We start from the raw sequence: 26,429 nt of genomic DNA, 5'->3' as shown, positions 1-26,429 counted from the left end.
AATTAGACAGGAGCTTCATATGTACGGACTCAAGCGCTGTTTCCGCGCGCTATTCGCGCTCGGCGTTCCGCTGGCCAGCCAGCCGGCCCTGGCGGGCTATCCGTTCCAGTACGAGAACCTCACAGGCGAGGTCAACCTGACGGTTGGCGGCGCCTCCATCACCACCCGCGGCGTCAACTTCGGCACCGGCCGCGTTGACGTGCGTAGCGGCGAGAACGACGGCAGCAAGATCGGCTGGCAGGAGTTCTACGTAAAACCCAGCGTTACCCTCGATTACTCGCTCAGCGATACCGTCCGGCTGCTCGCGGGTGGTTCGGTGGTCGCCGCCACCACCTTCGGTGATGGCGATGCCGGTGGCTTCACGCGCAGCTCCGACGGCCGCGTGGCACCTGAAGAACTCTATGCCGGAGTGCAAGCGGGTGACTGGACGCTCACCGTTGGCCGCCAGAACTACCTCATCGGCACCGGGTTCATCGTCATGGACGGCAACCTCGATCTGTTCGGCGATGGCGCCTATTGGCTCGGCCCCCGTACCGCCTTCAGGGACTCGGCGATTCTGGCGTGGAATCCCGGACCGATCCAGGCACAGGCCTTCACCCTGCGCACCGACGACCACTACGGCGATTTCCGCCTGAGTGGCGTCAACCTGGACTACGACCTCGACGGCCAGGTAACGCTCGGTGCCATGGCCATGACCGTCGACACCCTGGCCAACAGGAGCAGTACCGCCGTGCGCCGCGATGGCATGCAGGTCTATAACCTGCGCGCCCTGCGCAGCCACCTGCCGGGCGTGCCGAACCTGACCTTGAATGGCGAATACGCCGTGCAGCGCGGCGGCGACGGCCCCCTCACCTACGACGCCAACGCCTGGTACGCCCAGGCCGACTACCAGTTCCAGGACCTGCCGCTCACCCCCACGCTGGGCTACCGCTACGCCGTGTTCTCAGGCGACGACAACCCTACCGACAACCGCCAGAAGGCCTGGGACCCGCTCAGCAAGGGCTTCACGGACTGGAGCAACTGGCTGGTCGGTGACGTGGTGGGCAACTACCTGCTGTTCAACAGCAACGAGCGCGTCCAGCAATTCTCGATCAAGAACCGCCTGACCGACACCTTCACGCTGGGCGCCATTCACTATCAGTTCTGGCTCGACGAGAAGAACTTTCGCGGCGCCGCGGTGAGCGACCGACGCTTCGCCGACGAGACCGTGGTGTACCTGGACTGGACGCCGAACAAGCACTTCTACAGTTCGCTCTCGTACAACTGGGTGCAGGCCAAGTCCGCCGCCAAGCAGGCGTTCGGCGATAACGACCGCTTCAGCGCCCTCGAGCTGTATTTCACCTATCGCTATTGAACCCGAGTCACAGACGCCCCTCGGGGGCACAGGAGTGCGTGATGACAACGACAACGCAAACCGGACTCGGCGTGCCGACTCTGGAATGGGTAATGAGCATCCATGTCGCCATCGCCGCCGGCGATGGACTGGGCGCCTGCACGGATGGCCAGCGCCGCAACTACCGGATACTGGGTGGGCATTTCGAAGGCCTGAACGTTCGTGGCGAGGTGGTCGCCGGCGGCGCCGACTTCTATCTGCAGCGCAGCGATGGCGTGGGTGAGCTGGACGCGCGCTACAGCCTGCTCAGCGACCGAGGCGAGTGGATCAATATCCACAATACCGGCCTGATCGTGCTCAGCGACCAGGGACGGGAGCTGGAGGCTCAGGGCATCTGGCCCATCGCCGAAGAGGAATACCGCTGCCACTGCTCTCCACGCTTCCAGGTGGCGCGCGGGCGGCTCGACTGGCTGACCCGCAGCGTGCTGATAGGCAAGGTGAGCTATCCCGCCGCCGACCAGGTCGCCATTCACTGCTATCGACTCGCCTGACCGGCCTCCCCTATCCCCAGGCATGCTTTCCACTGAAGCGGCCGCCACCCCGTGGCCAGGCCGGCAGGTATCGATCATGACCCTCGCCAAGCAAACCGTCGTGCGCGCCGCGTGCATCCTCATCGCCGCGGCCTCCATTCTCGTCATAGGCGTGCAGCCGATCTTCATCGGGCTGCTGACCGAGCGCTTGACCCTGACCCTGGCCCAGCAAAGCTGGACCATGTCCGTCGAAATGTGCGGTTCCATCGTCGGTACGCTGTTGTACCTGCCGATGATCCGCTACCTCGGGCCACGCGCCATCGCCCTCAGCAGTGCGCTGTTGCTGCTGTTCGCCAACGCCGCCACCGCCAGCATCACCGCCCTCGATCCGCTCCTTGTGCTGCGCTGCCTGTCGGGCCTCTGCTCCGGCGTGCTCTATTCCTATGCCATCTACTGGCTGGGCAGCATGAGTGGGCAGGACAGGTCCTTCGGCATCCTGCTGTTCGTGCAGACCGCGCTTTTTTCCAGCAGCGCGGTGTTCATGCCGATGATCGCCGAATGGCGGGGCTTCGCGGGAGCGATCTACTACCTGTCGGGCTGGTTCGGGCTGGTCTGCCTGCTGTGCTTCTGCCTGCCGGTCAAGCAGAGCGCGGATCAGCAGCACCGCTCCAGCGAGCCACTGCTGTCCGGGCTGACCCTGGTCGGCGTCTGCTCCCTGCTTGGCATGCTGTTCCTGCAGCTGTCGATCTATTCGCTGTGGGGCTTCGTCGAAGGCATCGCCAGCGATGCTGGCGTGGCGCCGGTGGAGATCGGCTGGGCGATCAGCATCGGGCTGCTGGGCGGCCTGCCCGGAGCGGCCCTGCCCAGCGTGGCAGGCCGGCACCTGGGCCGGGTACCGATGATCCTCACGGGCTCCCTGGCCGTGCTCGGCGCCATCTACCTGCTGGCGGCACGTATCCACACGGCGTCGGACCTGATGATCGCGGTATTCCTGATGAACTTCGGCTGGAACCTGGCGCTGTCCTACTACATGTCTTCGGTGGTGACCCATGATCCGACCGGTCGCCTGACCAAGCTGGTCGGCGTGGTCCAAGTGGCCTCGGCCGCCGCGGCGCCGACCCTGCTGAGCCTGTTCATCGAAGGCAACGACCGGCGCAGCCTCTTCGTCCTCTCCTCGGGCGCCATCCTGATCGGCTGCGTCCTGATGGTCGTCATGCTGTCGTTCGGGCGGCGCAAAGTGCCTGGCAAGGCCCTGGACTACTCGGCCTGATCCTGGAAACTGAACGAGCGGGACGGCGGTGGGCCCTGTCCAGGCTCCCCTGCCGTCCTGCGCAGCAAGGGGGTGCCCGGTCAGGGATAGCGCTCCTGCCTGGATCGAGCGCCTTGCCTTCCCACCGTGATGCCCATCTACAGTCGCTTACCGCCAGCTCTCGACTTGGTCGAACGGACGCCCCTGGGGCCGCTGTCATACGCCGCGGGTTAGCTCGCTGTCCGCTTGCTTGACGCTGGCTTTGGGCGGACAAACCGTCTATCAGCCAAGGACCTTTATGCGTTAATGATTATTGCACCACCTAATTCGCGGAGGCATAGTGGCCATACGCCACCTGCCAAACCCAGATCTCGAGTGCGTGCATGTCCAGTGATAACGACACCCAAGTCCGCGAAGCCTTGCTGGCCCTGCATCGTCAGCTGCAGGAAAACGTCGCCCAGCTAGGTAGCATCGATTGCGAGGATTCAGGCGCCCGCGCCATGATCGACGCGATCAACACCCTCAATGAACTCGCAGCAACGCTGGTGGTAGAAGCGTCCCTGCTCGTTCCCTTACCCGCGCTCTGAGTAGGCTCGACCAACAGGTACCTTGGACCACGTCTGAATGATTGGCAGGCATCGCCGCCCGCTTTATTCGTCCCTGATTCGTATGCCCTTATGTCCAGCCCTTGCGCTTGCGGGAGGGATTCGCTGGCGATGTACGGCAGGCTTGAACGCGCGAAAACGGCCGCGAGAATGCACCGGCGCCAGACCGCGACAGGAACTCTCATTAGACATCGCGATCATAGTTAGCATGAGTGCTCCAACCCTCATTGACTTTAGCCCCGCCTTAGCGCGGGGCTTTTTTTGTCTAGCGAAAGCGCACGATGACGGTTGTAGGGCGCCACCTCTGAGGTGCTGACACAGCGGTCAGCCCCCTTCCTCACCACGAGAACCTTGCCATGCGCCCTCTGTTGCTACCCCTGCTGCTAGCGCCCGCGATTCTGTTTGGCACTCCCGCGTTCGGCCACCAGGCGTTGGAAACGGATAGCGACTACCTTCAGCAGCGCGCCGCCTCTCTGAATGAGCGCATAGACACTGCCGTGAAGGAGCGCCAAGTCTCCAAGCCAGAGGCAGCGAAGCTGCATTTGGCCGTGGAGCAGGTGCAGACCCTGGCGGGGCATCTGCAAACGCGCAACGGAACCATCAGCCGGCCGGATGCGGACGCGATGAACCAGAAGCTCACTGACGTCGAAAGGATCCTCACCCACCAGCCTTGATGGGCAAGGCGATCGCCGACCGTCACTCAAGACGCGCACGCTTGCCTGGCGCAGCGGCGCCGCGAACGGCGGGCTGGGCAGCGAGATCGAACCCGCGCCTGAAGCCAAAGGAGCGCCCTTTACTCGAATCGACAAGGATCTAGCTGACTACGCCCGCCGTGCTCCGGGCAAAAGCTATACAATTCGGCGCCCTATTTGACCTGTGAAGATTCATGCGCCTTTTGCTCTCGCTGCTCCTCGCCGCTCCGCTGCTGGTTACCTCCGCTTACGCCGCGCCACCTGACACCTTCGTTGAAGCCAAGGTGATCGCCAAACAGAAAGTCTATTTCGACCAGAACACGAGCGCGCAGGGTGATCTGTACTGCGGTTGCAAATGGGAGTGGGTAGGCAAGTCCGGAGGCCGACTCGATGCCTCGTCGTGCGGCTTCCAGGCCCGCAAGCAGGAGACCCGGGGCGAGCGTACCGAGTGGGAGCACATCGTGCCGGCCTGGACCTTCGGCCATCAGCGCCAGTGCTGGCAAAACGGGGGACGTGAACACTGTGTCGCCGACGATCCCGTATTCCGCGCCATGGAGGCTGATCTTTTCAACCTCTACCCCGCCGTGGGCGAGGTGAATGGCGACCGGGCCAACTTTAACTACGGCATGGCTCAGGGCGTACCGTCGCAATATGGCCAGTGCTCGACCAAGGTCGATTTCCAGGGGCGCACCACTGAGCCCCGCGATGACGTCAAGGGCCTGGTGGCCCGAGTCACCTTCTACATGTTCGATCGATACGCGCTGAACATGTCCCGTCAGCAGCAGCAACTGCTCATGGCCTGGGACAAGCAGCATCCGGTGACCGCCTGGGAACGCGAACGCGATCAGCGGATCGCCGCCGTGATGGGTTATGGCAACCCGTTCGTGTCCGGTGAGCGCCATTGGACGCTGGGCTACAAGCAGGTCGGTGACGGCATCGTCAGCCCCCTGCCAGCCCCGAAGCCGGCGCCGGTTGCGCCGACGAAGAGCGCCAGCCCCGTGAAGGCTGGCCAGGGCGTGATCATCGGCAACCGTAACAGCCATGTCTATCACCTGCCCGAAGGCTGCCCCAGCTATACCCAGGTATCGCCCAAGAACCAGGTCAGCTTCGCCTCCGAAGCCGAGGCAAAGGCGGCAGGTTTCACCAAGGCCGGCAATTGCTCACACTAAGGGGCAAGCGCGCTAACGCTTGAACGTGGACTGCTCGATCTGGAGGTAACGGATCGAGCAGGCTTCTGCCGAAACCTCCATTCACAACCTGGAAAATCGACAGTCGTTCGAGCGAGGCGAAAACGCCAGCATAACCCGGTCAGGTTATGGGTCCTGTCGCCGGCTCATAAACCTCATACGAACCGTCACGTCGCGCCTTGGCTCGATACATCGCCAGATCCGCATGCTCGAACAATACAGTGGGGGTCGTCACGCTGGGCCCCGAGAGGCTTATACCGATAGAGGCGCCCACTTGCACCTTCGCGCCGTGAATATCGAATGGCGCCTTCAGGCTATCGAGCAGACGCTGGGCCACTACCGTCGCAGCATTGCGATCGCCGCACTTGGAAGCAACGACGAATTCATCGCCACCCATGCGCCCTATCACGTCACCACAACGCATACAGCCTTGAAGTCGCTGACTCACCTTCAGCAGCAAGGCATCCCCCGCCGCATGCCCCAGGGAATCGTTTACTGCCTTGAATCCGTTCAGGTCGATGAACAGCACTGCCGTTTCAATATGATCCTCGCGTTGCAGTAGCATCGAATGCACTCGCTCGCTGATGCAGGCGCGATTGGACAACCCGGTCAAGGGATCACAGGACGCCAGCTTTTCCAGCTCCACCAGTCTTAACTTTTCGCGTGTGATATCACGCGATACCAGTACCGCCCCTATGCTATGGCCGGTACTTGGATCGCTGACACAACAAGCCTTGGTACCGAGGGTGATGAAGTGACCGTCACGATGCTGCTTGCGTACTTCGACGACATCGGGCACCACGCCGCCATTGAAGAGGTGAGCCAAGGCATCCTTTGCAGGGCCTTGGTCGTCAGGATGCAGGAACTCTACGACCAATCGACCTACCATTTCTTCCGCCGACCAGCCGATCATCTTGCTATAGGAGGGAGATACCGAGATATACCGGCCATTGGTATCACAATGGGCGATCAGATCCGTGCTGTTCTCCACCAACAGGCGGTATTCCGCTGCAGCTCGCAGCGCGTCTTCCAACGCCCTGCGTTGCCCGGTTATATCGAGGATAAACCCGCTGTATTGCCCCTGCGCAGTGCCCGAAGAGAGACTCGGCAACCCCGAAAACATCACTCGCCGCGTAGCTCCATCCGTACACTGAATGGGTACCTCGATATTGAAAGGTGCCACATGCTCCAAGGCTGCGGCGAGCTCCATGGCAATCCTTGCGTCATCATCGGCCTGCACTACCCCCAACCAGGCGCTGAGTGACACGCCTTTCATCAGGGGGATAAGGCCAGCCGGGCTTTCGAGGCTGGAAATGCAGATACCTCTGGCGTCAGTTGACCAAACGGCAGAATAAACCGGCTCACTCACAGTGCTCATAGACGATTATGACCTTTGTTGCCGACAAGACCGAGCGGCGTACTGACACATCTAAAAAGCGCATTAATCCTTCATTGCTCAAGCTTCATCATTCGCTCTTCCGACCACTATAAAATGGGCAAACACCATAAGAACCAAAAGAGAAGGTCGAAGCAAAGCAAGGCTGGCAAAATAACCTTGAGGTTATCGGCTACCGGAACGAAATCTTTAGCAGGGCTTGGCACAATGATGTCTTGCCAAGTGCGCATGCCACTGCTGGATAAGCACCGCAGGCATATCCAGCTCTTCACCAAATCCACTTTCAATCAATACAGTCAAGAATCACGAAGCCCTATACCCGCGCCTTTGCTGGTCTTCCTTCACCGACCGCGTATCGAAAACGCTACCTATCAAAATCGAATTTTTATCTAACTTGGTAGACGTCTTGATTCAGGCAGACCAGGTTTCGTGAAGGTGGCGCCAAAGTACTCGCCCTTCCCGAACCAATAATAACGCCGTGGAAAGACGTGATCGCGAATCGCCGCCCTTTACATGATGCGTTTCTCGATAACCTACCAAAGAGCCATCGCCCCACTCGGCCAAGGTCTTGAACTCCGAAAGCTCGATCGTCAATCCTGGCTGCGTGCCGATACGGTTGCCGAACATCTGCGCTAAATGCGACAGGTCAATATGATTACCCGTGGTGGTAATCATGGAAAAGTCAGGATGAAACCGCTCGATGAGGGAGGCCACGTCCCCCTCACCCCGCGAGAAAAAGGCCTCGATCAGCAGGTGCAGGTCGACAACCTCATCCAGGTAGCGCGTCATAACAGTATCCTCCGCGAGCGTAGTGTCAGGGTGTCCTGGTCCTGGACCCTTAGTGGTAAGGCCGCGCTACCGATTACGGATTGCCTGGCCAGAGGAAACCTTGAATGGATCCCGGTGAGCCGGCGCAAGGGCTGTCAACCATCGTCAACACTGGCATACCCGACAGGCCCCACGTGAATGCCCCCTGCAAAAGTAAGCAAGGTATTGCCCCCAAAGATAAGATTCGCCAAAGGGTAATGATTCGGATGGAGTCCGACCCGTTCCAAAAGGGAGCCTTTCAACCCTGGCGTGCGCCTCGATTCGGATTTTACAACGGGTTGCATTCGCGCTCATCAGGCAGGCAGAATCAGGATGGTTGTACGATGACAGACAAATACCTTCATTTGCGACCTTCACTTCGTATTCGTTCCAACAACTACAACAAAGGAATCTGAGCATGAAAAAGCTGAAACTGCTGGTAGGTTTCCTCTGCCTGTTCACCGGCTACGTCGCCGCTGCGACCCATGACGAAAGTGACGTGGCTACCGCCGTGGACAAGCTCACCCAAGCCATGTGGCACAAGGACATAGCGCAACTCAAGGCACTGACCGCCGATAACCTGACGTATGGGCATTCGAGCGGCAACATTCAGGACAAGCAGGCATTCATTGCCGACATCGAGACGGGCAAGAGCGCCTTCAATGAACTGAAGATGCTCAACCAGAAGATCACCCTTTCCGGGGATGTCGCGCTGGTCCGCAATCACTTCTCGGCTCAGGCGGTAAACAGCGGAAAAGTCGTGCCCACTGAAATCGAGAACTTTCAGATCTGGCAAAAGCAGAACGGCCAGTGGCTATTGATCGGTCGTCAGGCATTTCGCTTCTGACCTCCTCGCCAGCCAAGGCTCCGTCGTCAGCCTTGCCCTACGCCGCTGACGACATAGCCATAGGCCGCTCCCCTTTACTCACGAACCGGACCGCCTTGGTTGGCGTCGATGAGGAACGAACGGTGCCACTCATTGCGGCCTGACTCGTAGCAACGGCCTCGATACGTTCGCGGCAAGCCCGAGCTGAGCTCTAGGCCAGGCAGAAGAGGCGCCTGGCCTTGTTCCTGATGTATAGGGGGCAAATCTGGATGATTAATCAGCCTTAGACGCGTCTTGGAAACCTGCTCAACGAGGGAAAGGCTGTAGGGCGGAGATTGCTAGGGCCTAGAGGCTAGCGAAACACGGCTCAGTAATGCGAAGACCTGCCAGAAGTACGTCTGAACTCCCAACGTCGAAACGTCGCACTCAGATTCCCCACAAGTCCGGTGCGCCGGCCGCGCCGCTGATCGCTGCTGAACCTCAACCGCCGCCGTTCTGTTCTCGGACATAGGACCCACTTCGGGCATTTGACGACCTGCTTTGTGTCTTCGCAGCGCGTCGGCACGCATCGGCATCAATGCCAGGCGCCGCGTGCATCATTTTCAGGCATGAAGGCTGCTGGTGTCGGCGAGCGTCTAGCTCAGCGTCTCGCAGATGCACTACTCCATCAAATCGTGCCTTCGGCCCCTGCGAAAATGTCATCGACAGCAGGCCTTCGCACAATTTTGGAGCAAAAACTCCAATAAAATTTATCGTTGAATAAAAAAATTCACTGCCTTACTCTCGATCCGACGTCGTAAGGAAATAGCCACTGACAGCATCTGAAAATAGGGAGTGAACATGAAAGCGAAGATAGCGTTGGGCTTGCTCATGACCGCCGCGGTAGCACTGCCAGCCTGGTCGGCCGACTGGACGGTAGGTGCCAACGTCGGCAACGTGCCCTGGGAGTTTCAGGACGCCAAGGGAGACTTCGTCGGCTTTGAGGTCGATGTGGTGAAGGAAGTGGCGAAGCGTGCGGGCAAGACCGTCGATTTCGTGAACATTCCCTTCAATGGTCTGTTCAGCGCGGTGCAGTCGAAACGCGTCGATATCGCCATTTCGTCAATCACCATCACGCCCAAACGGCTGGAATCGGTTGCCTTCGCCCAACCCTATTTCGACAGTGATCAGTCGCTCACCGCCTTGACCAAGTCCCAGGTCAAAAGCCTCGCCGATATGAATGGCAAGGTCGTCGGCGTCGATACCGGCTCCACGGGCGACATGTGGATCGGCCAGCACAAGAGCGAGTACAAGTTCGCCGATGTCTCGCGTTACGAAGGGCTGTCTCCGGCCATGCTGGACCTGGGCTCCGGGCGCATCGACGGCTACCTGAGCGATATCCCCGCTGTCCTCTACTACATCAAGGACAAGCCGCAATTCACCATCGTCGCCCGCATTCCCACGGGTGAGCGCTATTCGCTGATGCACGCCAAGGGCTGGGCCATGAGTGATCAGGTCAACGACATCATCAGCAAGATGAAAGAAGACGGCACCCTGGGCGCCATTCACAAACAGTGGTTTGGCACTGAAGCCGCTAAGGATTCGAGCACCCTGAAGGTCTCCGCGGTACCCAAATAAGCCCTGCCGATGCTGCATGCACAGGGCGGCATCCGTTCGCCCCGTGCATTGATCGAGGTATCCCATGGATCTATTGCAAACCTTCTTTAATTGGAACGTACTCGTCGAGTCCCTTCCGCTGATGATTCGCGGCCTGGGCGTGACTGTACTTCTAGGCATAGTCAGCATCGTCCTGGGCCTGGTCGGCGGGCTGTTCCTGGCGTTGCTGCGACTGTATTCCTACGCGCCGATCCGGCTACTCGCGCGTATCTACATCGATATCATGAGATCCATACCGCTGCTGGTCCTGCTGGTCCTGATCTATTACGCCCTGCCCTTCGTTGGTATTCGACTATCCTCCTTCGCGGCAGCGGCCAGCGCGCTATCTCTCGTCTCATGCGCCTACAGCGCAGAGATCTTCCGCTCGGGCATCGAGGCCATTCCCCGCGGTCAGTTCGAAGCATCAGCCGCTCAGGGCATGAGTTTCTTCAACACGATGCGCGATGTCGTACTGCCCCAGGCGATCCGCATCGTGATGCCGCCCATGACCAGCAACTGTATCAACGTCATGAAGGACACCGCCCTCGCCTCGGTGGTGGCGATGCCCGACCTGCTCAAGCAAGCCACTCAAGCCCAGGCACTGGCGGCCAATCCTACCCCCCTGGTGGGCGCCGCCCTGCTGTACCTGTTGCTGCTGTTGCCTATGGTGCAACTGGTCAGCTGGGTCGAACGGCGCAATGTCGCAGGAGGCAAGACCGTATGAGCACCCTGATCGACATCGAACATCTCGACAAGTACTACGGCAATTTCCAGGCGCTCAGCGACATCAACCTGCAGGTCGAGGAAGGCGAGGTCGTGGTCATCCTCGGCCCGTCCGGCTCCGGCAAGTCGACCCTGATTCGCTGCATCAACCTGCTGGAGAACTACCAGCAGGGCCATATCCGCGTGGCTGGGGAACGGGTCGAAACCGGACCGCGACTCGCCAGCATCCGTAGCGAAGTCGGCATGGTCTTCCAGAGCTTCAATCTCTACCCCCACCTAACCGTCCTCGACAACGTATCGCTGGCGCCAATCCGAGTGCGTGGCCTGAACAAGCGCGAGGTCCATGCCCGCGCGCGGGAGCTGCTGGTCAAGGTCGGCATGGGCGATCACGCCCACAAGTACCCAAGCCAGTTGTCCGGGGGCCAGCAGCAACGGGTGGCCATCGCCCGAACCATGGCCATGGAACCCCGCGCGATCCTGTTCGATGAGCCCACCTCGGCGCTGGACCCGGAAATGGTCGGCGAGGTGCTCGACGTCATGCAAAGCCTTGCCCGCTCCGGCGTCACCATGGTCGTGGTGACCCACGAAATGGGCTTCGCCCGGCGTGTCGCCGACCGGGTGATCTTCATGGAAAGCGGACGCATCGTCGAACAGAACAGACCGGAACCCTTCTTTACCGCTCCTCAGGAACCCCGTACGCGGGCCTTCCTGCAGGCCATCCTGCACCACTGATCCTGGCTGGAGAAAGTCGCGTGAATTCTCTCGATATCGCTTACGTTCGCAAGCAATTTCCCGGTCTGGCCGGTGGCTACGCCTTCATGGACAACGCCGGTGGTTCCATGGTGTTGCAAGCGGTCGCCGACCGGGTGGCTGATTATCTGCTCAACAGCAGCGTCCAACTGGGCGCCTCCTATCGACCCTCGGTCGAGGCCGGCGAGCGGGTGATGCAGGCACGCCGGTCCGTCATGCAACTGATCAACGCCGCCCACCCCGAAGAAGTCATCATGGGCGGCTCGACCACCCATCTGCTGCAGATACTCTGTCGCGCCATCGCGCCCTCGATCGGGCCCGGTGATGAAATCATCGTCACCAATTGCGATCACGAGGCCAATATCGGCCCCTGGGTCAGGCTCTGCGAAGACCGCGGCGCGACCCTGCGCGTCTGGCAGGTCGCCCCAGACAGCTGCGAGCTGGAACTAGATGACCTGCAGGCGCTGCTCGGTGAGAAAACCCGCTATGTGGCCGTGACCCATGCCTCCAATATCCTTGGCTCGATCAATCCCGTCGCCGAAATCGCCCGGCGCGTCCATGCCGTAGGGGCGAAGCTGTGCGTGGACGCGGTAGCCTATGCGCCGCACCGGCTGGTCGATGTTCAGGCCAGCGGTGCCGACTTCTATGTCTACAGCTTCTACAAGACCTTTGGACCGCACTTCGCGGTGCTCTGGGGGCGTCGCGACCTGCTACTGGAATTTCCCAGCCTTAACCACTTCTTCATCGGCCAGGAGGTGGTGCCCTACAAATTGCAGCCAGGCAACGTCAACTACGAGTTGTCCTTCGGCTGCATCGGCATCACCGACTATCTGCTCGACATCGGCGAACGATTGGGCGCACAGGGTAGCGAGCGCGAGCGGATGCAGGCAGCATTCGACGCCTTCGAGGTACAGGAAGATGCGCTCGCCGAGCGGCTGCTAGCCTTTCTGCGTCAATGCCCCGGGGTTCGTATCATTGGCAAGACGAGCACCCCTGATCGCGTGCCCACGATCAGCTTCGTGGTGGCAGGCGTGCGCTCGGAAGCCGTAGTGCTCAAGGTCGACGAGCATCGCATCGGCATTCGCTTTGGCGACTTCTATGCGCGACGCCTGATCGAAGCCCTGGGCCTGGCGCCCCTGGGCGGTGTGGTGCGCGTGTCGCTGGCGCATTACAACACGCTCGAGGAAATCGACCGTCTCATCACCGCGCTGGATCAGGCCATCACTGAATTGCGCTGACTGGCGCCCTATCCTTTCACCTGCCGAGCGTTTTTCATGGCCTTACCGGAAACCCTTGCGGAGCTGCGCGATTGCATAACCGCCCAGCACGAACACCTGTCGGAGCGGCTGCGAGACGCTGCCCGGTTCCTGATCGACAATCCGCACGAGATCGCCCTCAGTACGGTTGCCGAACTGGGCAAGCGCTCCAACATCGCTCCTGCTGCCTATATCCGCTTGGCACAGGCGCTGGGCTTTGCGGGCTTCAAGGATCTGCAGCGACTGTTTCGCGCGCCCTTGCAACAGGCCGCCGATACCCACAGCGAACGCATCCGGCATTACGGTGGTGAAAAACTGCTGGATGACCCCAGTGACGTCGGGGCGATCCTGCGGGAATTCAGCCAGGCCAATATCGTGTCCCTGGAGCATCTGGCTGAAGGCGACCAGCAGGCCAACATGGAAGCTGCCATCGCCCACCTGCAGGTGGCGCGCACCACCTTCGTCATCGGTCTGCGCCGGGCCTTTCCGGTGGCCGCCTACCTGAGCTACGCCCTGAGCCGGGTGGGCCGGCGAGCCGTGCAGATCAGTGGCGGCGGCGGCACTTTGCCGGAACAGGTCAGCGCCATTGCTCACGACGATCTTCTGATCGCCGTGAGCTTTCCGCCCTACGCCAAGGATACCGTCGAGGCCTGTCGTCAGGCGCGCCAGGCGGGCGTGACGCTGGTGGCCATCACCGACACCGTGCTGAGCCCCATTGGGAAAATGGCCGAGACGGTGATAGAGGTCAACGATGCGGAGCTGCTGGGTTTTCGCTCCCTCACTGCCTCCTTCTGCATCGCCCAGACCCTGGCCATGGGGCTCGCCTTCAGCCAGGGGAATACCGATGGCACCTTCGATCATGAGCGACTGAAGGACATCGACTGCTGAGCCGCCGCGCTCACCTTGTAGTTAAAAACAATCACTTCAGGAGTAGATCCCGATGCTGTCACCTGCACGCGATTTGGTGGGCTATGGAAGACAACGCCCGCAAGGTACCTGGCCAAACGGCGCCCGCTTAGCTATCAGCCTGGTGATCAACTACGAGGAAGGATCCGAGCGCTCGCTCGCCATGGGCGATCCGGACCAAGAATCGATGACCGAATGGGGCAGCTACGCCATACCCGCCGGTACGCGTAACCTGGCCATGGAATCGATGTACGAATACGGCTCACGCGTCGGGATCTGGCGGATTCTCGATATTCTCGACGAGCAGTCGGTGCGCGCGACCTTCCATGCCTGTGCCGTGGCCTTTGAACAGAATCCTGAAGTCGCGCGCGCTGCTGTCGCTGGTGGCCATGAGATCTGTAGTCATGGCTATCGCTGGGAGGAGGTCTTTCGCCTGAGTGAAGAAGAGGAACGCGAGCACATCCGCCTTGCCATCGAGTCGTTCGAGCGAACCTGCGGCAAGCGGCCGGTGGGCTGGTATTGCCGCTACGGTGCCAGCATCCACACTCGGCGCCTGGTAGCGCAGGAAGGCGGCTTTCTCTACGACTCCGACGCCTACAACGATGATGTCCCCTACTTCGTCGAGGTCGAGGGCAAGCGCCATCTCGTAGTGCCCTACACCGCCGACGTCAACGACTTCCGCTACTGGAATTCACCCGGCCTGTCCCAGGCATCGGACTTCTTTGAATACATGAAGGAAAGCTTCGAAGTCCTCTATGAGGACTCCGCAAGCGGACCTCGCATGATGTCGATCGGACTGCACCCACGCATGGTGGGGCGTCCCGGACGAGTCCGGGCGATCAAGCGCTTCATCGAATACGCAAAGCAGTCCGAAGGTGTCTGGTTCGCGACCCGCGAAGAGATCGCCCGTGCCTGGTTGGAAAGGGCTGACGGCTAGCCTGACCTCGTTCTTTCTTGACGTGCGTCGAACGCGCCATCGCTGTCGTCACAGGCCAGGTCCAGTGACGACAGCGATTTAGCTCCTGGCAGAGGCACAGGGCCGATTCAGCGGCCGGGCGAGGTCTGAAGTACGACTGGATGTCTCTTCCAAAAGTGTCACTCAGAGGCTACGAGTGGCTCTGCGCCGGGGCCCTGATGAGCAGCCAAACCGCTATCTCCTGCCGAGTGGCTTGGCCGACATCCGCTATGTTGAGCGGCCAGCCAACGCGCTGACCACTCGGGCGTCGGCTCTCGATTTCCAGCCGACCCTGGATCGCGCTTACTTCACCATCGCCTTGACCGCCTCCAGGACATCGGCCGTGGCCTGTCTGGTTGCTTCCGCGTCGGGCCCTACCCTGGGACCCAGCACGACACAGCTGTCCTGGTAGGAAAAGACCTTGCGCGTCTGCTCGTTGATCAGCTCGCCTTTGGCGTTCTCGGCGATCTGGCAGTCACGGACGGTCTGGCTATCCGCTACGACCCGGACCGGACTCCAGACATAGGGCGTGTCGAAGCCATGCTCGGCATGCTCATAGGTGTGCACCCTGAGGTCGGCGCCCTTGTTCTTGAGCGTCGCGAAGTAGCCTTCGCAGCGAGAATAGGGATCATAGTTGTCGGCCAGACCGTGGTAGACCCGCATCGGTTTGGCGACGACCTTGTCCTGATCACGGAAGGTGATCGAGCAGTCGGGATAGAACGACAGGTAGCCGGCAAACTGGAAATCCGGACTTTTCCACCCTTTGTCGAAGCGCTCCATTGCTGCGTAGAGCGAGGCCTGTCCACCGCGGGAAAAGCCCATCAGGATGATCTTGCCTGGATCGATCCGTGGGTGGTGAGCGAGGAGCGCGCCAGCACGATAGTCATCCAGGACGAAATTGAGCCGTCCAAGCTGGGACTGATCGGCAGCGGTACTGGTGATGCCTCGTCCCGAGAAGCCGTCGACTGCAAAAGTCGCGATGCCTGCCTGATTGAACTGCCGCTCCCAGTACGGAATGTTGGAGCCCAGGCCGCCCGAGCCATGCTGGAGGATGACCACAGGGACCTTTTCCGTGCTTGGCGGTAAAGACAGCACACCGCCCAGCAAGACCTCGGCGCCTCCCTTGGCACCCGTCAGGAACTGCTGATCGGTCAGCGTCAGGGACCTGAAGGTCAATACCTCTTGCCGCGCCGGAATATCGGTCGCGGGCGGCGCTGCCGAGATAGCCGCTGTGCAGGCAAAGCACGCGACGGCGGCGAGCAAACCTTTACTGGAGCGACGAAAGAATTCGTTGGAAAGGTAGCGCATCGGGTTCAATCCTTTTTCATTTGGCCATGCCAGTCACCACTGCGCTTGCGAGACTTGGCCGATCCACTATAGGGCAGGCCATGGAACCGAGGGGGCCTTTGGTAAGCACTTGTGAGGCACAGAGGCCAGACGACAAGGGCAGCACACCCGGCTCTTGCCCACCTTGAACCCGACCGGTGACGCCACCGACCAATCCTGTGAGAGCGTGCTTCCAAGAACAACCCCTTGGCTGGCGCACTAGCCAAAATTGGCACCTTTGCCGCTAAACCCTGCCTTGAGGTACGAAACTTGTAGTCCCTCGCCTACCGGCCCTTTGCTACCCAAAAGGTTTCCTAAATGCACCAAGACGGCTCCGTTGCGTTACCGCCGCGCGTCCGGCATCGGTATACCGGTGACATCGACGAGCATGCGCTCTGCGTCGAGGGCTGGCACATGCAATACGATCAGCTGTCGTCGGGTCGTTTTCAGGGCGAGCTCAGCGACCTCTGGCTGGACGACCTCAGCCTGCTGCGGGATCGCTCCAACCAGGCCATGCTCAAGAGCGGCGAGGCCCAGGGGGATACCCTGACCTTCAGCCTGCCCATGCGTGACGCGGGCGCCCTGCACTGCGGCGGCCATACCCTGCACGAGGCCCAGCTGCTGGTGGCGCGTGGCGACAATCTGCCGGAGCTGCGTACTCCGGCCAATCTCGATCTGCTCTGCATCAATCTGCAGGAAGCCGAGATGGCGCGCCTGCTGGCCTGCCAGCACAGCGCGCTCGACGTGCGCGACCTGTCCGGCTGCTATCGCCTTCCTACCGGCTGTGCCCATGGGGAGCTGGCCGCCCTGGCTCATGAACTCTTCGCCCCGGAAGCGGAGATCCAGACCTGGCTGGCCCACCCGCGTGCCCGCGCCGCCCTGCGCGACACCGTGCTGATGCACCTGCTCGATCTGCTCGACACCAGCGAACCCCACGAGCTGGCGCCCAGCGCGCGATTGCGCATGGTGCGGCGGGCGCGGGAATACGCCCTGGCCCATCCTGACCAGCCGCCCAGCATTCTGGAGCTGTGCAATCGCGTCGGCGCCAGCCGCCGCAAGCTGCAGTACTGCTTCCAGGAGACCCTGGGCATCAACCCGGTCGCCTACCTGCGCACCCTGCGCCTCAATGCGGCGCACCGCGCCCTGCGCCGGGGCGAAGGCGAATCGGTGCAGGACGTCGCCGCCCGGTGGGGCTTCTGCCATCTCAGCCGCTTCGCCCGCGACTACCAGGCGCTGTTCGGGCAACTGCCCTCCGCCACCCTCAAGGAAGCAGCCCAGCGCCTGCCGCGCAGAAATGCTGAATCTGGCTAACGGCGGGTAACGGCTTTCCCTCAGGCTCGACTGGCCAATAAGAAGAGGGAACTCCATGAACGTTACCCGTCCGTTTCACGTCCTCGCCGTCGGCCTCGCCGCCCTGGGGATGACCGCAGCCAGCCTTGCCACCGAGAACGGCTCCCCCACCACCGCCTTCGGTGTCTACAACTTCGGCGCCGGCTTCACCCCGCCGCCCACGCCCCATGGCACCCTTGGCCTGCGTGCCAACTACTACCGGGCGACGTCCATCCGCGACAGTCATGGCCGCGACAACGGCAACGACTTTTCCATCGATGTCCTGTCCCTGGGCCTGGCCTACCTGAAGATGACCGATACCCGGGTGCTCGGCGCCCGCTACGGCTTCGGCGGGGTGGCGCCCTTCTTCAAGATGGACGCCGACCTCACCATCAAGGCCAACGGCGTCCCGGTGTTTTCCGACAGCGCCGACCTCTTCCGCCAGGCCGATTTCCAGGTGATTCCGCTGATCCTGCAGTGGGAGCCCTCGCGCAACCTGGGGGTGAACTTCTGGTTCCAGGTGCAGGCGCCCACCGGTGACTACGACAAGAATCGGTTGGTCAATCCGGGCACCAACCACTGGACCGTCTCGCCGATGCTCAACCTGAGCTACATCACCGATTCGGGCTTCGAGGTGTCGTCCAGCTTCCAGGCCGATTTCAACAGCCGCAACCACGCCACCGACTACCGCAGCGGCACGGAATACCGCCACGAATTCGCCGTGGGTCAGCACTTCGGCCCCTGGACCGCGGGCCTGGGCGGCTACTACTACCGCCAGCTCAGCGACGACGACGCCCCCGGCCTCAGCCGCGGCAATCGTGCCCGGGTACTGGCGCTGGGCCCGGCACTGAGCTTCTTCAAGCCTGGCCTGCCGCCGGTCTGGGTGCACCTCTACAAGGACATCGACGCCCGCAACCGCGCCGAGGGCTACACCCTCGCCGTGCGGCTCTCCCACAGCTTCTGAGGAATCGCGCATGACACTCACAGCCTCCTCCAGCCCCACGGCCGGCCGACGCCAGGGCGCCGTGCTCCTGCTCGGCAGTAGCCTGACCATCATGGGTTCGGTGATGGTCGCCCCGATCATTCCCAAGCTGGGCGCCGAATTCGGCCCCATCGAACCCCGCGCCGATCTGCTGATCCCCCTGGCGATGACCGGTCCCGCCCTGGCCATTGCGCTTTTCGCGCCCCTGGCCGGCTGGCTGGCCGACCGCCTGGGCCGCAAGCGCCTGCTGATCCTGGCGACCTTCTGCTACGCCCTGCTCGGCATGCTGCCGGCGCTGCTGCAGTCGCTACCGGCCATCACCCTCACCCGCCTGGTCTTCGGCCTGGCCGAGGCGGCGGTGATGACCTGTTGCGTGACCTTGATCGCCGACTACTGGCAGGGCAGCAAGCGCCTGGCCTACGTCAACGGCCAGGTCATCGCCATCAGCCTGGTGGGCTCGCTGTTCTATGTGGTCGGCGGCGCCCTGGGCGAGCACTCCTGGCGCACGCCCTTCTACCTCTATCTGCTGCCGCTGCTGCTGGTGCCCTTCATGCTGCGACTGCTGTGGGAACCGGTCCGCGCCAAGGTCTCCATCGGCGCCGACGAAGGCCCCCAGCACAGTGCGCCGCTGCCCCTGATCGTCAATTACCTGCTGGTCTTCGCCGGCATGGTGCTCAGCGTGGTGGTGCCCATCCAGAGTCCGCTGCTGCTGGTACAGCTGGGCATCACCTCCAGCACCCTGATCGGCGCCTCGGCGGGCCTGGGGCTGCTGGCGACCCTGGGCGGGCCGTTGCTGTGGCCGCTGCTGCGTCGCTGGTGGGGCCTGGCCGGCTGCAACGCCGTGCTGCTGGCCAGCATGGGCATCGGCCTCTGGCTGCTGGTGAACGCCCGCAGCTATGAAGCCGTGCTGGTTGCGGTGACGGTGCATGGTCTCGGTGTCGGCATGCTGGTACCCAACACCATGGCACCGGTGATGGGCGCCCTGAGCGCCCGAGCACGGGGTCGCGGCATGGGTGGCTACACCGGCTGCCTCTACCTGGGCCAGTTCGCCAGCCCCCTGGTGATCGCCGTGATCCTGCCCTTTGCCGGCGATCTGCACCTGGCCATCCGCGCCCTGGCCATCGCCGCCCTGGTCGCCGCACTCGCCTGGGCCGCCGTCGGCCTGCTGCGGCGCAAGGCCGCCCTGCCGACCCCGTCGCGCTCTTCCTGAATTCTGCTCGAGGATCTTCCATGCAAAGCCTGCAACCCCTGCTGGACACCCAAGATGGCCACGGCCTGGCAACGCTGTTGCGACAAAAAGAAATCACTGCCAGCGAATTGCTCGAAGCCGTCATCGACCGCCTGGACACCGTGGAGCCCGACCTCAATGCCGTCAGCGAACGGCTATACGACCAGGCCCGCGCGGCGGCCAAAGCACCACTCGACCTGTCGGCCCCCTTCGCCGGGGTACCGACCCTGGTGAAGGATCTTTTCACCCCGCTGGCCGGTGCCCGCATGACCAATGGCTCCCTGGCCCTGGGCGAAGCCCGACCGGATTTCGACTGCGAACTGGTGACCCGCCTGCGCCAGGCCGGTTGCCTGTTCGTCGGCACCACCACCTCACCGGAATTCGGCACCTCCTACAGCACCGAGTCGCGCCGCTTCGGCGCCACCGCCAATCCCTGGAATCGCGCCCACAGTGCCGGGGGATCGAGTGGCGGCGCGGCAGCCCTGGTCGCCGCGCGGGTGGTGCCCTTCGCCCATGGCAACGACGGCGGTGGCTCGCTGCGGGTGCCGGCCTCCTGCTGCGGCATCTTCGGCCTCAAGCCCAGCCGTGGCCGGATGCCTTCCGGGCCCATGGTCGGTGAAGGCTGGGCCGGTATGGGCACACCCCATGCCATGAGCCTGTCGGTACGCGACAACGCCCTGCTGCTGGATGCCACCGCCGGTGCCGATCTCGGCGCGCCCTATGCCGCACCGGCCCACGACGTCCCCTTCGCCAGCCTGCTGGAGCGCGATCCGCGCCCCCTGCGCATCGCCTTGGTCGAGCATCTGGCGCCCTGGCCGAGCGGACCCGACGCCCTGGCCGCAGTGCGCCACACCGCCCGGCTGTGCGAAAGCCTCGGCCACCACGTCGAGCCGGCGACCCTGCCGGTGGATCTGCCAGGCTTTCTCGACCAGGTCTTCGACATCATCGGCCCCAGCACCCGCCACTACCTGCAGGTCCTTGGCGCCCTGCGCGGCGCCGCGGTCAGCGACGAGGAGCTGGATGCCCGCACGCGGGTGATCCTGCGCGAGCGGGGCGACATCCCGGCCCATCGCTATGCCGCCGCGGTGGAGGGCCTGCATGCCCTGGGCCGGACTCTGGCGCGCTTTCTCACCGACTATGATGTGATCCTCACCCCTACCCTGACCCGCGAGCCGCCACGCCTGGGCGAGCTGGATGGCGGGCACGAGGAACGCCCGCTGGCCGAGGCCATCGCCGCCTTCCACAGCTATTCCCCCTTCACCGCCCTGTTCAACGCCAGCGGCCAGCCCGCCATGTCGGTGCCCCTGTGGTGGACCGCCAATGGCCTGCCCCTGGGCAGCCATTTCGCCGCGCGCTTTGGCGAGGAAGGTACCCTGCTGGCCATAGCCGCCCAGCTGGAGCGCGCCCAGCCCTGGGCCGGACGGCGGCCGCCGCTGTGCGGGATCCTGCGACCGGCTTGAGGCCTGGGAGCGGCAGGACAGACGTACAGCGGATTGCGTAAGAAGCGGGCGATGGGCATCACATTGCAACGATAATCCTATCGCCCGCTTCGCTTGGCGGGTCGTTATACTGGCCGGGCACGGCGCGCGACGGACGTTTCCAGTGCTCGGCCTGAGGGCGCCCGCCTGTCGCTCGCCATTTTCCCTGCTGTTCTGGGCGGGGCAACGTACGAGTGGCCCGATGAGCTCCCTGACCTCGACCCCAATTCCTTCGTACGTCCTCACCGACGACCTCGATCTCGTTGCCGAAATAGCCGCGGTACCCAGGATTCTGGCAGTGATATGCCAACTGACCGGCATGGGCTTCGCGGCCGTCGCCCGGGTGACCGATGACCGCTGGATCGCCTGCAGCACCCTCGACCACATCAATTTCGGTCTCGCGCCTGGCGGGGAGCTGGTGGTCAAGTCGACGATCTGCGATGAGATCCGCGATCACCGCCAGCCCGTGGTGATCGATGACGTGCAGCAGGATGCCCTTTACCGCGACCACCACACGCCCCGGCAGTATGGTTTCCGCAGCTACATTTCCGTCCCCATTGTGCTGGACGACGGCTCCTTCTTCGGCACCCTGTGCGCCATAGACCCCGAACCCGCCCGACCGAGTCGCCCCGAAGTCCTCACGACCTTCGAGCTGTTCGCCAGCATGATCGCGCTGGAGATCACGGCGCAGCGGCGCTTCGTCGCGGCGCGCAACGTGCTGCACAGCGAGGCCTTCTCCCGCAGTCTGCTCAAGGCCAGCCTGGACTGCGTGAAGGTGCTGTCCACCGATGGCCACATCGAATTCGTCAACGCCCAGGGCCTGGAACTCATCCAGCTCCACACCGAGGATCAGGTCATAGGGCAGGAATATGCCGCGCTATGGCCGGAAGACGAACGTTGGAAGATCCGCAAGGCCGTCGAACAGGCGGGCCAGGGGCAGGCCACCCGGGTCGAGGGCTTCTGCCCGACCGCCCAGGGGGAGCCGCGCTGGTGGGAGGTGTCCTGCTCGCCCTTCGAGGTGGCGGGTACCCGGCATCCCAAGATCGTCTGCATCTCGCGCGACATCAGCAGGCGTGTCCTCGCGGACCAGGCGCTCCAGGCCCGGGCCGAGGCCATCTCCGCCCTCAATGACGACCTGGAACGCCAGGTTTCGGCGCGCACCGCCGAGCGTGACCAGATCTGGAGGTGCTCCAACGATCCCCTCTGCGTGGCGAGCCTCGACGGCTTCTTCCTAAGTCTCAACCCGGCCTGGGTGGTGACCCTGGACTGGACGATCAGCGAACTCAAGGCCCAGCCGCTGATGGCCCTCGTCCACACCGACGACCTGACGGCCACCCGCCAGGCGTTCTGGAAGCTGCAGCAGGGGACGCCGCTGGTCAGCTTCGAGAACCGCTATCGCCATCGTGACGGCTCCTACCGCTGGCTGTCCTGGAATGCCGTGCGCAGCGATGACCTCATCTACGCCACGGTGCGCGACGTGTCCCACCAACGGCAGCAGGCGCTGGACCTGGCAACGGCCGAGGATGCCCTGCGGCAATCGCAGAAGATGGAGGCCATCGGTCAGCTCACCGGCGGGGTGGCCCATGACTTCAACAACCTGCTGACCGTCATCAAGTCGTCCTGCGACCTGCTCAAGCGACCCAACCTGAGCGAGGAGCGACGCGACCGCTACATCGGTGCGATTTCCACCACCATCGACCGGGCGGCGAAGTTGACAGGTCAGCTGCTGGCGTTCGCCCGGCGCCAGGCGCTCACCCCCGAGGTATTTTCGGCAAGCTCGAACGTCCAGGCCCTGAACGACATGCTGGGGACGTTGCTGGGCTCGCGAATCAGCGTCGCGCTCGATCTGCCCGATCATCCCTGCCTGGTCTACGCCGACCCCGGCCAGTTCGATACCGCCCTGGTGAACATGGCGGTCAATGCCCGCGACGCCATGGACGGCGCGGGCCAGCTGACCATAGCCGTCACGACGGTCGAGGCGATTCCGGAGAGCCCCTCACACGCCGCCCTGGCGATTCCAGCGATAGTCATCTCGATCACCGACACCGGCAGCGGCATCGCCCGAGAGCACCTCGCACAGATCTTCGAACCCTTCTTCACCACCAAGCGCGTCGGTCAGGGCACGGGATTGGGCCTGAGTCAGGTGTTCGGCTTCATCAAGCAATCCGGCGGCGAAATCCGGGTAGCGAGCGAAGTCGGCCGCGGTACCACCTTTCAGCTCTACCTGCCGCGGGCGACCAGTGCGGTGCAGCCCCTGGCGGCGAACGAAACCCTGGCCGTGGCCGATGGACGAGGCACCTCGGTCCTGGTGGTGGAAGACAATCCCGACGTCGGCACCTTCGCGGCCGACTCGTTGCGGGATCTGGGCTATCACCCCGTCCTGGCCCCCAACGCCGAGGCGGCCCTGATCCTGCTCGCGGAAAGGCCAGAGCACTACGACGTGGTCTTTTCGGATGTGGTCATGCCTGGCATGGGCGGCCTCGCCCTCGCCATCGAAATCAGACGGCTGTATCGCAGCCTGCCCATCCTGCTGACCTCCGGCTACAGCCATGTCCTGGCAACCAACGGCGCCCAGGGGTTCGAGCTGATCCACAAGCCCTATTCGGTGGAAGAGCTGTCGCGCCGCCTGCAGAAGATTCTCGAGGACGCCGCGGCTCACCGTTGACCCGCGCAAGGCAGACCTCGCCGCCGCACCCGGTACCGTCTGCGGCGGATGCGACATGGCGGGGTTCCTTGCCTTTCCTGTCCGGTCAGCTCCGGCGACCGGTGGCGCGACGGCGGCCATCCACCCGGCTCGACCGATCGGGTAACATGCGCCGCCGCGGGCCAATGACCCGCTGTCAGTAGGCGAGGAGTTCAGCGTGTTCGATACCCAGGTCATCATCATCGGTGCAGGCGCCGCAGGTTTGATGTGCGCCCTGAGCGCCGCCGCGCGCGGCCGCCGGGTGCTGGTAATCGACCATGCCAACAAGGCCGGCAAGAAGATCCTCATGTCCGGCGGTGGCCGCTGCAACTTCACCAATCTCTATTGCGAGCCCGCCAACTTCCTCTCGCAGAATGCGCACTTCTGCAAATCGGCGCTGGCCCGCTACACCCAGTGGGACTTCATCGCCCTGGTGGCCAAGCATGGCGTGCCCTATCACGAGAAGAAGCTGGGCCAGCTGTTCTGCGACAACAAGGCCAGCGACATCCTCGCCTTGCTGCTGGACGAGTGCGAACAGGGCGGCGTCGACATCCGCCTCGATACCTCGGTGCAGGAGATAGCCCGCCTCGACCCGGGTGGCTACCAGCTGCAGACCAGTCTGGGCCCGGTGCGTGGCGAATCCCTGGTGATCGCCACCGGTGGCCTGTCGATCCCGACCCTGGGCGCCACCGGCTTCGGCTATCAGGTCGCCCGCCAGTTCGGCCATCAGCTCCTGCCCACCCGGGCCGGCCTGGTGCCCTTCACGATCACCGATCCCCAGCTGAAGGAATTCTGCAGCGCGCTGTCCGGCACGGCGGTGGAAGACTGCCGGATCAGCTGCAACGGCCAGATCTTCGTCGAGAATCTGCTGTTCACCCATCGCGGCCTCAGCGGTCCGGCGATCCTGCAGATCTCTTCCTACTGGCAACCGGGCGATACGCTCAGCATCGACCTGCTGCCTCATCTCGACCTGGTGCAGTGGCTCGCCGAGCAGCGCCAGGCGCGCCCCAACAGCGAACTCAAGACGCTGCTGGGCGAGCTGTTCACCAAGAAGATGGCCACCCTGCTCGCCGACAGCTGGTTCCAGTCCAGGCCGCTCAAGCAGTACACCCCCGAAGAACTCAAGGCCATCGCCGCGCGGTTGCACGACTGGCGACTGGTCCCGGCGGGCACCGAGGGCTATCGCACCGCCGAGGTCACCCTGGGCGGCGTCGACACCCGCGAGGTCTCGTCCAAGACCCTGGAGTCGCTCAAGTCACCTGGCCTGTACTTCATCGGTGAGGTGCTGGATGTCACCGGCCACCTGGGCGGCTTCAACTTCCAGTGGGCCTGGGCCTCGGGTTACGCGGCGGCGCAATACGTCTAACCCAGGGATCACCACCAAGGTGCTTTGCCTGCGCTGGGCACACCGCCGCGCCGAACGTTCCGCCGTCTATGCAAGGACTCAGGCAGCCGAAGACGGCCAGGTATGACTCGCGATGCGCAGGAAATTACCGCCCAGGATGGCATCGATATCGACGTCGCCGTAACCCCTGCCGGCCAACTGCTGCCTGAGCTCGGGTAGCGCCTCCGGTTGCAGCTGGGTATGGCCGTGAGGCTGTCCATAATGGCGCGCCGGCCACCAGTCTTCCACGTCGACTCCCGCGGGAAGGTCATGGTCGTCAGGACACAACTCGGTATCGAGCCCGATGCCGATATGACGGGTCCCGACCCGTTCCGCCAGGTAGTCGATCTGGCGGATATAGCTGGTCACTGATGCCTCGGGATCACCCAGAAAGATGCCCAGTCCCGTCAGGCCGATCACGCCATCCTGTTCGGCACAGGCCTGGATCTGCCGGTCGCTCACCGTCCGGGGATGATCGTGGAGCGCCTTGATGTTGGTATGGGAGAAGACCACCGGTTGCGTCGAGACCGCCATGATTTCGAGGCTGGCACGCTCGCTCGCGTGGGCACAGTCGAGGGTGATGCCAGCTGCATTGCCGGCTGCCACCATCGCTCGGCCCAGCGCCGTCAGGCCGCCACCCTCGCCATGGCAACCGCCAGCGCAGGCGTTGTCGCGGTTGTAGGCGAGCAGCATCTGGCGTACCCCAAGAGAGGCGTATAGACCCACCATCGCCGGGTCGTCGAGCAGCATGGTCGAGCCTTCCAGATCGAAGGAAATGGCCAGCTTGCCTTGCTCGCGCGCACGGTAGAGGTCGGCCACCTCGCCGGCGAGGCAGAAGTGCTCAGGATGCCTACCAAGCCAGGCGCGGAAGCCGGCGAGGGTTTGCAGCACCGTCGTGAAGGGCGTCATGTCCATGCCGACGTTGATCGACACGTGATGGAAGCCGGCGTCGCGATAGCGACTCAAGGCAGACATGTCCTGCCCCGGCACGAGGGGCAGGCAAGCATGGGCGTCCCAACGTAGCGGCAGAGGTCGTTCGCGCCTGGGCGCCATCGTTTCCAAGGTCTTCTCCCCTCTCCACGTCTCCGGAGGGGCTCACCATAGCACGCAGACTCAAAGGACGGCCTGGCGACGGAGATCCCGTCGCCAGGTAGGCCCGACTTCGCGTC

23 protein-coding genes are annotated in these 26,429 nt (G+C 63.0%); 19 read left to right on the top strand and 4 right to left on the bottom strand.

The window, feature by feature from the left end:
- The first annotated feature begins 19 nt into the window (after positions 1–19).
- From ACUCV0_RS09210 to ACUCV0_RS09185, 6 genes are all read left to right on the top strand, one after another.
- Entirely contained in the window at positions 20–1,354 is a 1,335-nt protein-coding gene (locus ACUCV0_RS09210) for an alginate export family protein (protein ID WP_313647278.1), read from the top strand.
- 41 nt (positions 1,355–1,395) lie between these two features.
- On the top strand, positions 1,396–1,884 hold the full coding sequence (locus tag ACUCV0_RS09205; protein ID WP_271655203.1) for a DUF3237 domain-containing protein: 489 nt from the start codon (positions 1,396–1,398) through the stop codon (positions 1,882–1,884).
- A 76-nt stretch (positions 1,885–1,960) separates the two neighbouring features.
- Positions 1,961–3,133, top strand: a complete 1,173-nt coding sequence (locus ACUCV0_RS09200) for an MFS transporter (RefSeq protein ID WP_482212523.1) — start codon at positions 1,961–1,963, stop codon at positions 3,131–3,133.
- 362 nt (positions 3,134–3,495) lie between these two features.
- Positions 3,496–3,699 (top strand): hypothetical protein, encoded by a 204-nt coding sequence (locus ACUCV0_RS09195; RefSeq protein WP_313647276.1) that lies wholly within the window; start codon positions 3,496–3,498, stop codon positions 3,697–3,699.
- Between the two features lie 374 nt (positions 3,700–4,073).
- Positions 4,074–4,391: a hypothetical protein gene (locus tag ACUCV0_RS09190; RefSeq protein WP_482212522.1), complete on the top strand. Its 318-nt coding sequence runs from the start codon at positions 4,074–4,076 to the stop codon at positions 4,389–4,391.
- 221 nt (positions 4,392–4,612) lie between these two features.
- A complete protein-coding gene (locus tag ACUCV0_RS09185; protein WP_482212590.1) occupies positions 4,613–5,578 on the top strand; it encodes an endonuclease in 966 nt (321 codons plus the stop codon).
- Between the two features lie 139 nt (positions 5,579–5,717).
- On the opposite strand, the gene ACUCV0_RS09180 is transcribed toward ACUCV0_RS09185, so the two are convergent.
- A complete protein-coding gene (locus ACUCV0_RS09180) occupies positions 5,718–6,974 on the bottom strand; it encodes a diguanylate cyclase domain-containing protein (RefSeq protein ID WP_313647273.1) in 1,257 nt (418 codons plus the stop codon).
- A gap of 429 nt (positions 6,975–7,403) precedes the next feature.
- Entirely contained in the window at positions 7,404–7,781 is a 378-nt protein-coding gene (locus tag ACUCV0_RS09175) for a DUF4440 domain-containing protein (RefSeq protein WP_313647272.1), read from the bottom strand.
- Between the two features lie 436 nt (positions 7,782–8,217).
- On the opposite strand from ACUCV0_RS09175, the gene ACUCV0_RS09170 reads away from it, so the two are divergent.
- The 7 genes from ACUCV0_RS09170 to ACUCV0_RS09140 all read left to right on the top strand — a co-directional run bounded on the left by ACUCV0_RS09170 (position 8,218) and on the right by ACUCV0_RS09140 (position 14,832).
- The gene (locus ACUCV0_RS09170) at positions 8,218–8,646 is read left to right on the top strand and encodes a nuclear transport factor 2 family protein (protein WP_313647271.1); all 429 of its coding nucleotides are present in this window, start codon (positions 8,218–8,220) and stop codon (positions 8,644–8,646) included.
- Positions 8,647–9,465: 819 nt separating this feature from the next.
- A complete protein-coding gene (locus ACUCV0_RS09165) occupies positions 9,466–10,242 on the top strand; it encodes a transporter substrate-binding domain-containing protein (RefSeq protein ID WP_313647270.1) in 777 nt (258 codons plus the stop codon).
- 64 nt (positions 10,243–10,306) lie between these two features.
- On the top strand, positions 10,307–10,984 hold the full coding sequence (locus ACUCV0_RS09160; RefSeq protein WP_313647269.1) for an ABC transporter permease subunit: 678 nt from the start codon (positions 10,307–10,309) through the stop codon (positions 10,982–10,984).
- Positions 10,981–11,715 (top strand): amino acid ABC transporter ATP-binding protein, encoded by a 735-nt coding sequence (locus tag ACUCV0_RS09155; RefSeq protein ID WP_313647268.1) that lies wholly within the window; start codon positions 10,981–10,983, stop codon positions 11,713–11,715. Before ACUCV0_RS09160 ends, ACUCV0_RS09155 begins: the two co-directional genes overlap by 4 nt.
- A gap of 20 nt (positions 11,716–11,735) precedes the next feature.
- The gene (locus tag ACUCV0_RS09150; protein ID WP_313647267.1) at positions 11,736–12,971 is read left to right on the top strand and encodes a cysteine desulfurase-like protein; all 1,236 of its coding nucleotides are present in this window, start codon (positions 11,736–11,738) and stop codon (positions 12,969–12,971) included.
- Positions 12,972–13,007: 36 nt separating this feature from the next.
- Positions 13,008–13,877 (top strand): SIS domain-containing protein, encoded by an 870-nt coding sequence (locus tag ACUCV0_RS09145; protein ID WP_313647266.1) that lies wholly within the window; start codon positions 13,008–13,010, stop codon positions 13,875–13,877.
- A gap of 52 nt (positions 13,878–13,929) precedes the next feature.
- Positions 13,930–14,832, top strand: a complete 903-nt coding sequence (locus ACUCV0_RS09140) for a polysaccharide deacetylase family protein (RefSeq protein ID WP_313647265.1) — start codon at positions 13,930–13,932, stop codon at positions 14,830–14,832.
- A 321-nt stretch (positions 14,833–15,153) separates the two neighbouring features.
- Here ACUCV0_RS09140 and ACUCV0_RS09135 read toward each other — a convergent pair whose 3' ends face one another.
- On the bottom strand, positions 15,154–16,158 hold the full coding sequence (locus ACUCV0_RS09135; protein ID WP_313647264.1) for a dienelactone hydrolase family protein: 1,005 nt from the start codon (positions 16,156–16,158) through the stop codon (positions 15,154–15,156).
- 336 nt (positions 16,159–16,494) lie between these two features.
- On the opposite strand from ACUCV0_RS09135, the gene ACUCV0_RS09130 reads away from it, so the two are divergent.
- The 6 genes from ACUCV0_RS09130 to ACUCV0_RS09105 all read left to right on the top strand — a co-directional run bounded on the left by ACUCV0_RS09130 (position 16,495) and on the right by ACUCV0_RS09105 (position 25,242).
- The gene (locus ACUCV0_RS09130; protein WP_313647263.1) at positions 16,495–17,487 is read left to right on the top strand and encodes a helix-turn-helix domain-containing protein; all 993 of its coding nucleotides are present in this window, start codon (positions 16,495–16,497) and stop codon (positions 17,485–17,487) included.
- A 55-nt stretch (positions 17,488–17,542) separates the two neighbouring features.
- Entirely contained in the window at positions 17,543–18,469 is a 927-nt protein-coding gene (locus ACUCV0_RS09125; protein ID WP_313647262.1) for a transporter, read from the top strand.
- A gap of 10 nt (positions 18,470–18,479) precedes the next feature.
- On the top strand, positions 18,480–19,697 hold the full coding sequence (locus tag ACUCV0_RS09120) for an MFS transporter (RefSeq protein WP_313647261.1): 1,218 nt from the start codon (positions 18,480–18,482) through the stop codon (positions 19,695–19,697).
- Positions 19,698–19,717: 20 nt separating this feature from the next.
- Positions 19,718–21,175 (top strand): amidase, encoded by a 1,458-nt coding sequence (locus tag ACUCV0_RS09115; RefSeq protein ID WP_482212521.1) that lies wholly within the window; start codon positions 19,718–19,720, stop codon positions 21,173–21,175.
- Positions 21,176–21,395: 220 nt separating this feature from the next.
- Positions 21,396–23,858 (top strand): PAS domain S-box protein, encoded by a 2,463-nt coding sequence (locus tag ACUCV0_RS09110; protein ID WP_313647259.1) that lies wholly within the window; start codon positions 21,396–21,398, stop codon positions 23,856–23,858.
- 196 nt (positions 23,859–24,054) lie between these two features.
- A complete protein-coding gene (locus tag ACUCV0_RS09105) occupies positions 24,055–25,242 on the top strand; it encodes an aminoacetone oxidase family FAD-binding enzyme (RefSeq protein WP_313647258.1) in 1,188 nt (395 codons plus the stop codon).
- A 78-nt stretch (positions 25,243–25,320) separates the two neighbouring features.
- Here the strand turns inward: ACUCV0_RS09105 and ACUCV0_RS09100 are convergent, their stop codons facing one another.
- Positions 25,321–26,235, bottom strand: coding sequence for a membrane dipeptidase (locus tag ACUCV0_RS09100; RefSeq protein WP_482212520.1), 915 nt, complete (start codon positions 26,233–26,235; stop codon positions 25,321–25,323).
- Between the last annotated feature and the right edge of the window lie 194 nt (positions 26,236–26,429).

It is taken from the genome of Pseudomonas sp. VMV1 (assembly GCF_056790235.1).
The sequence above is the reverse complement of the archived record's forward strand: the minus strand, read 5'-3'. Positions and strand labels throughout refer to the sequence as shown.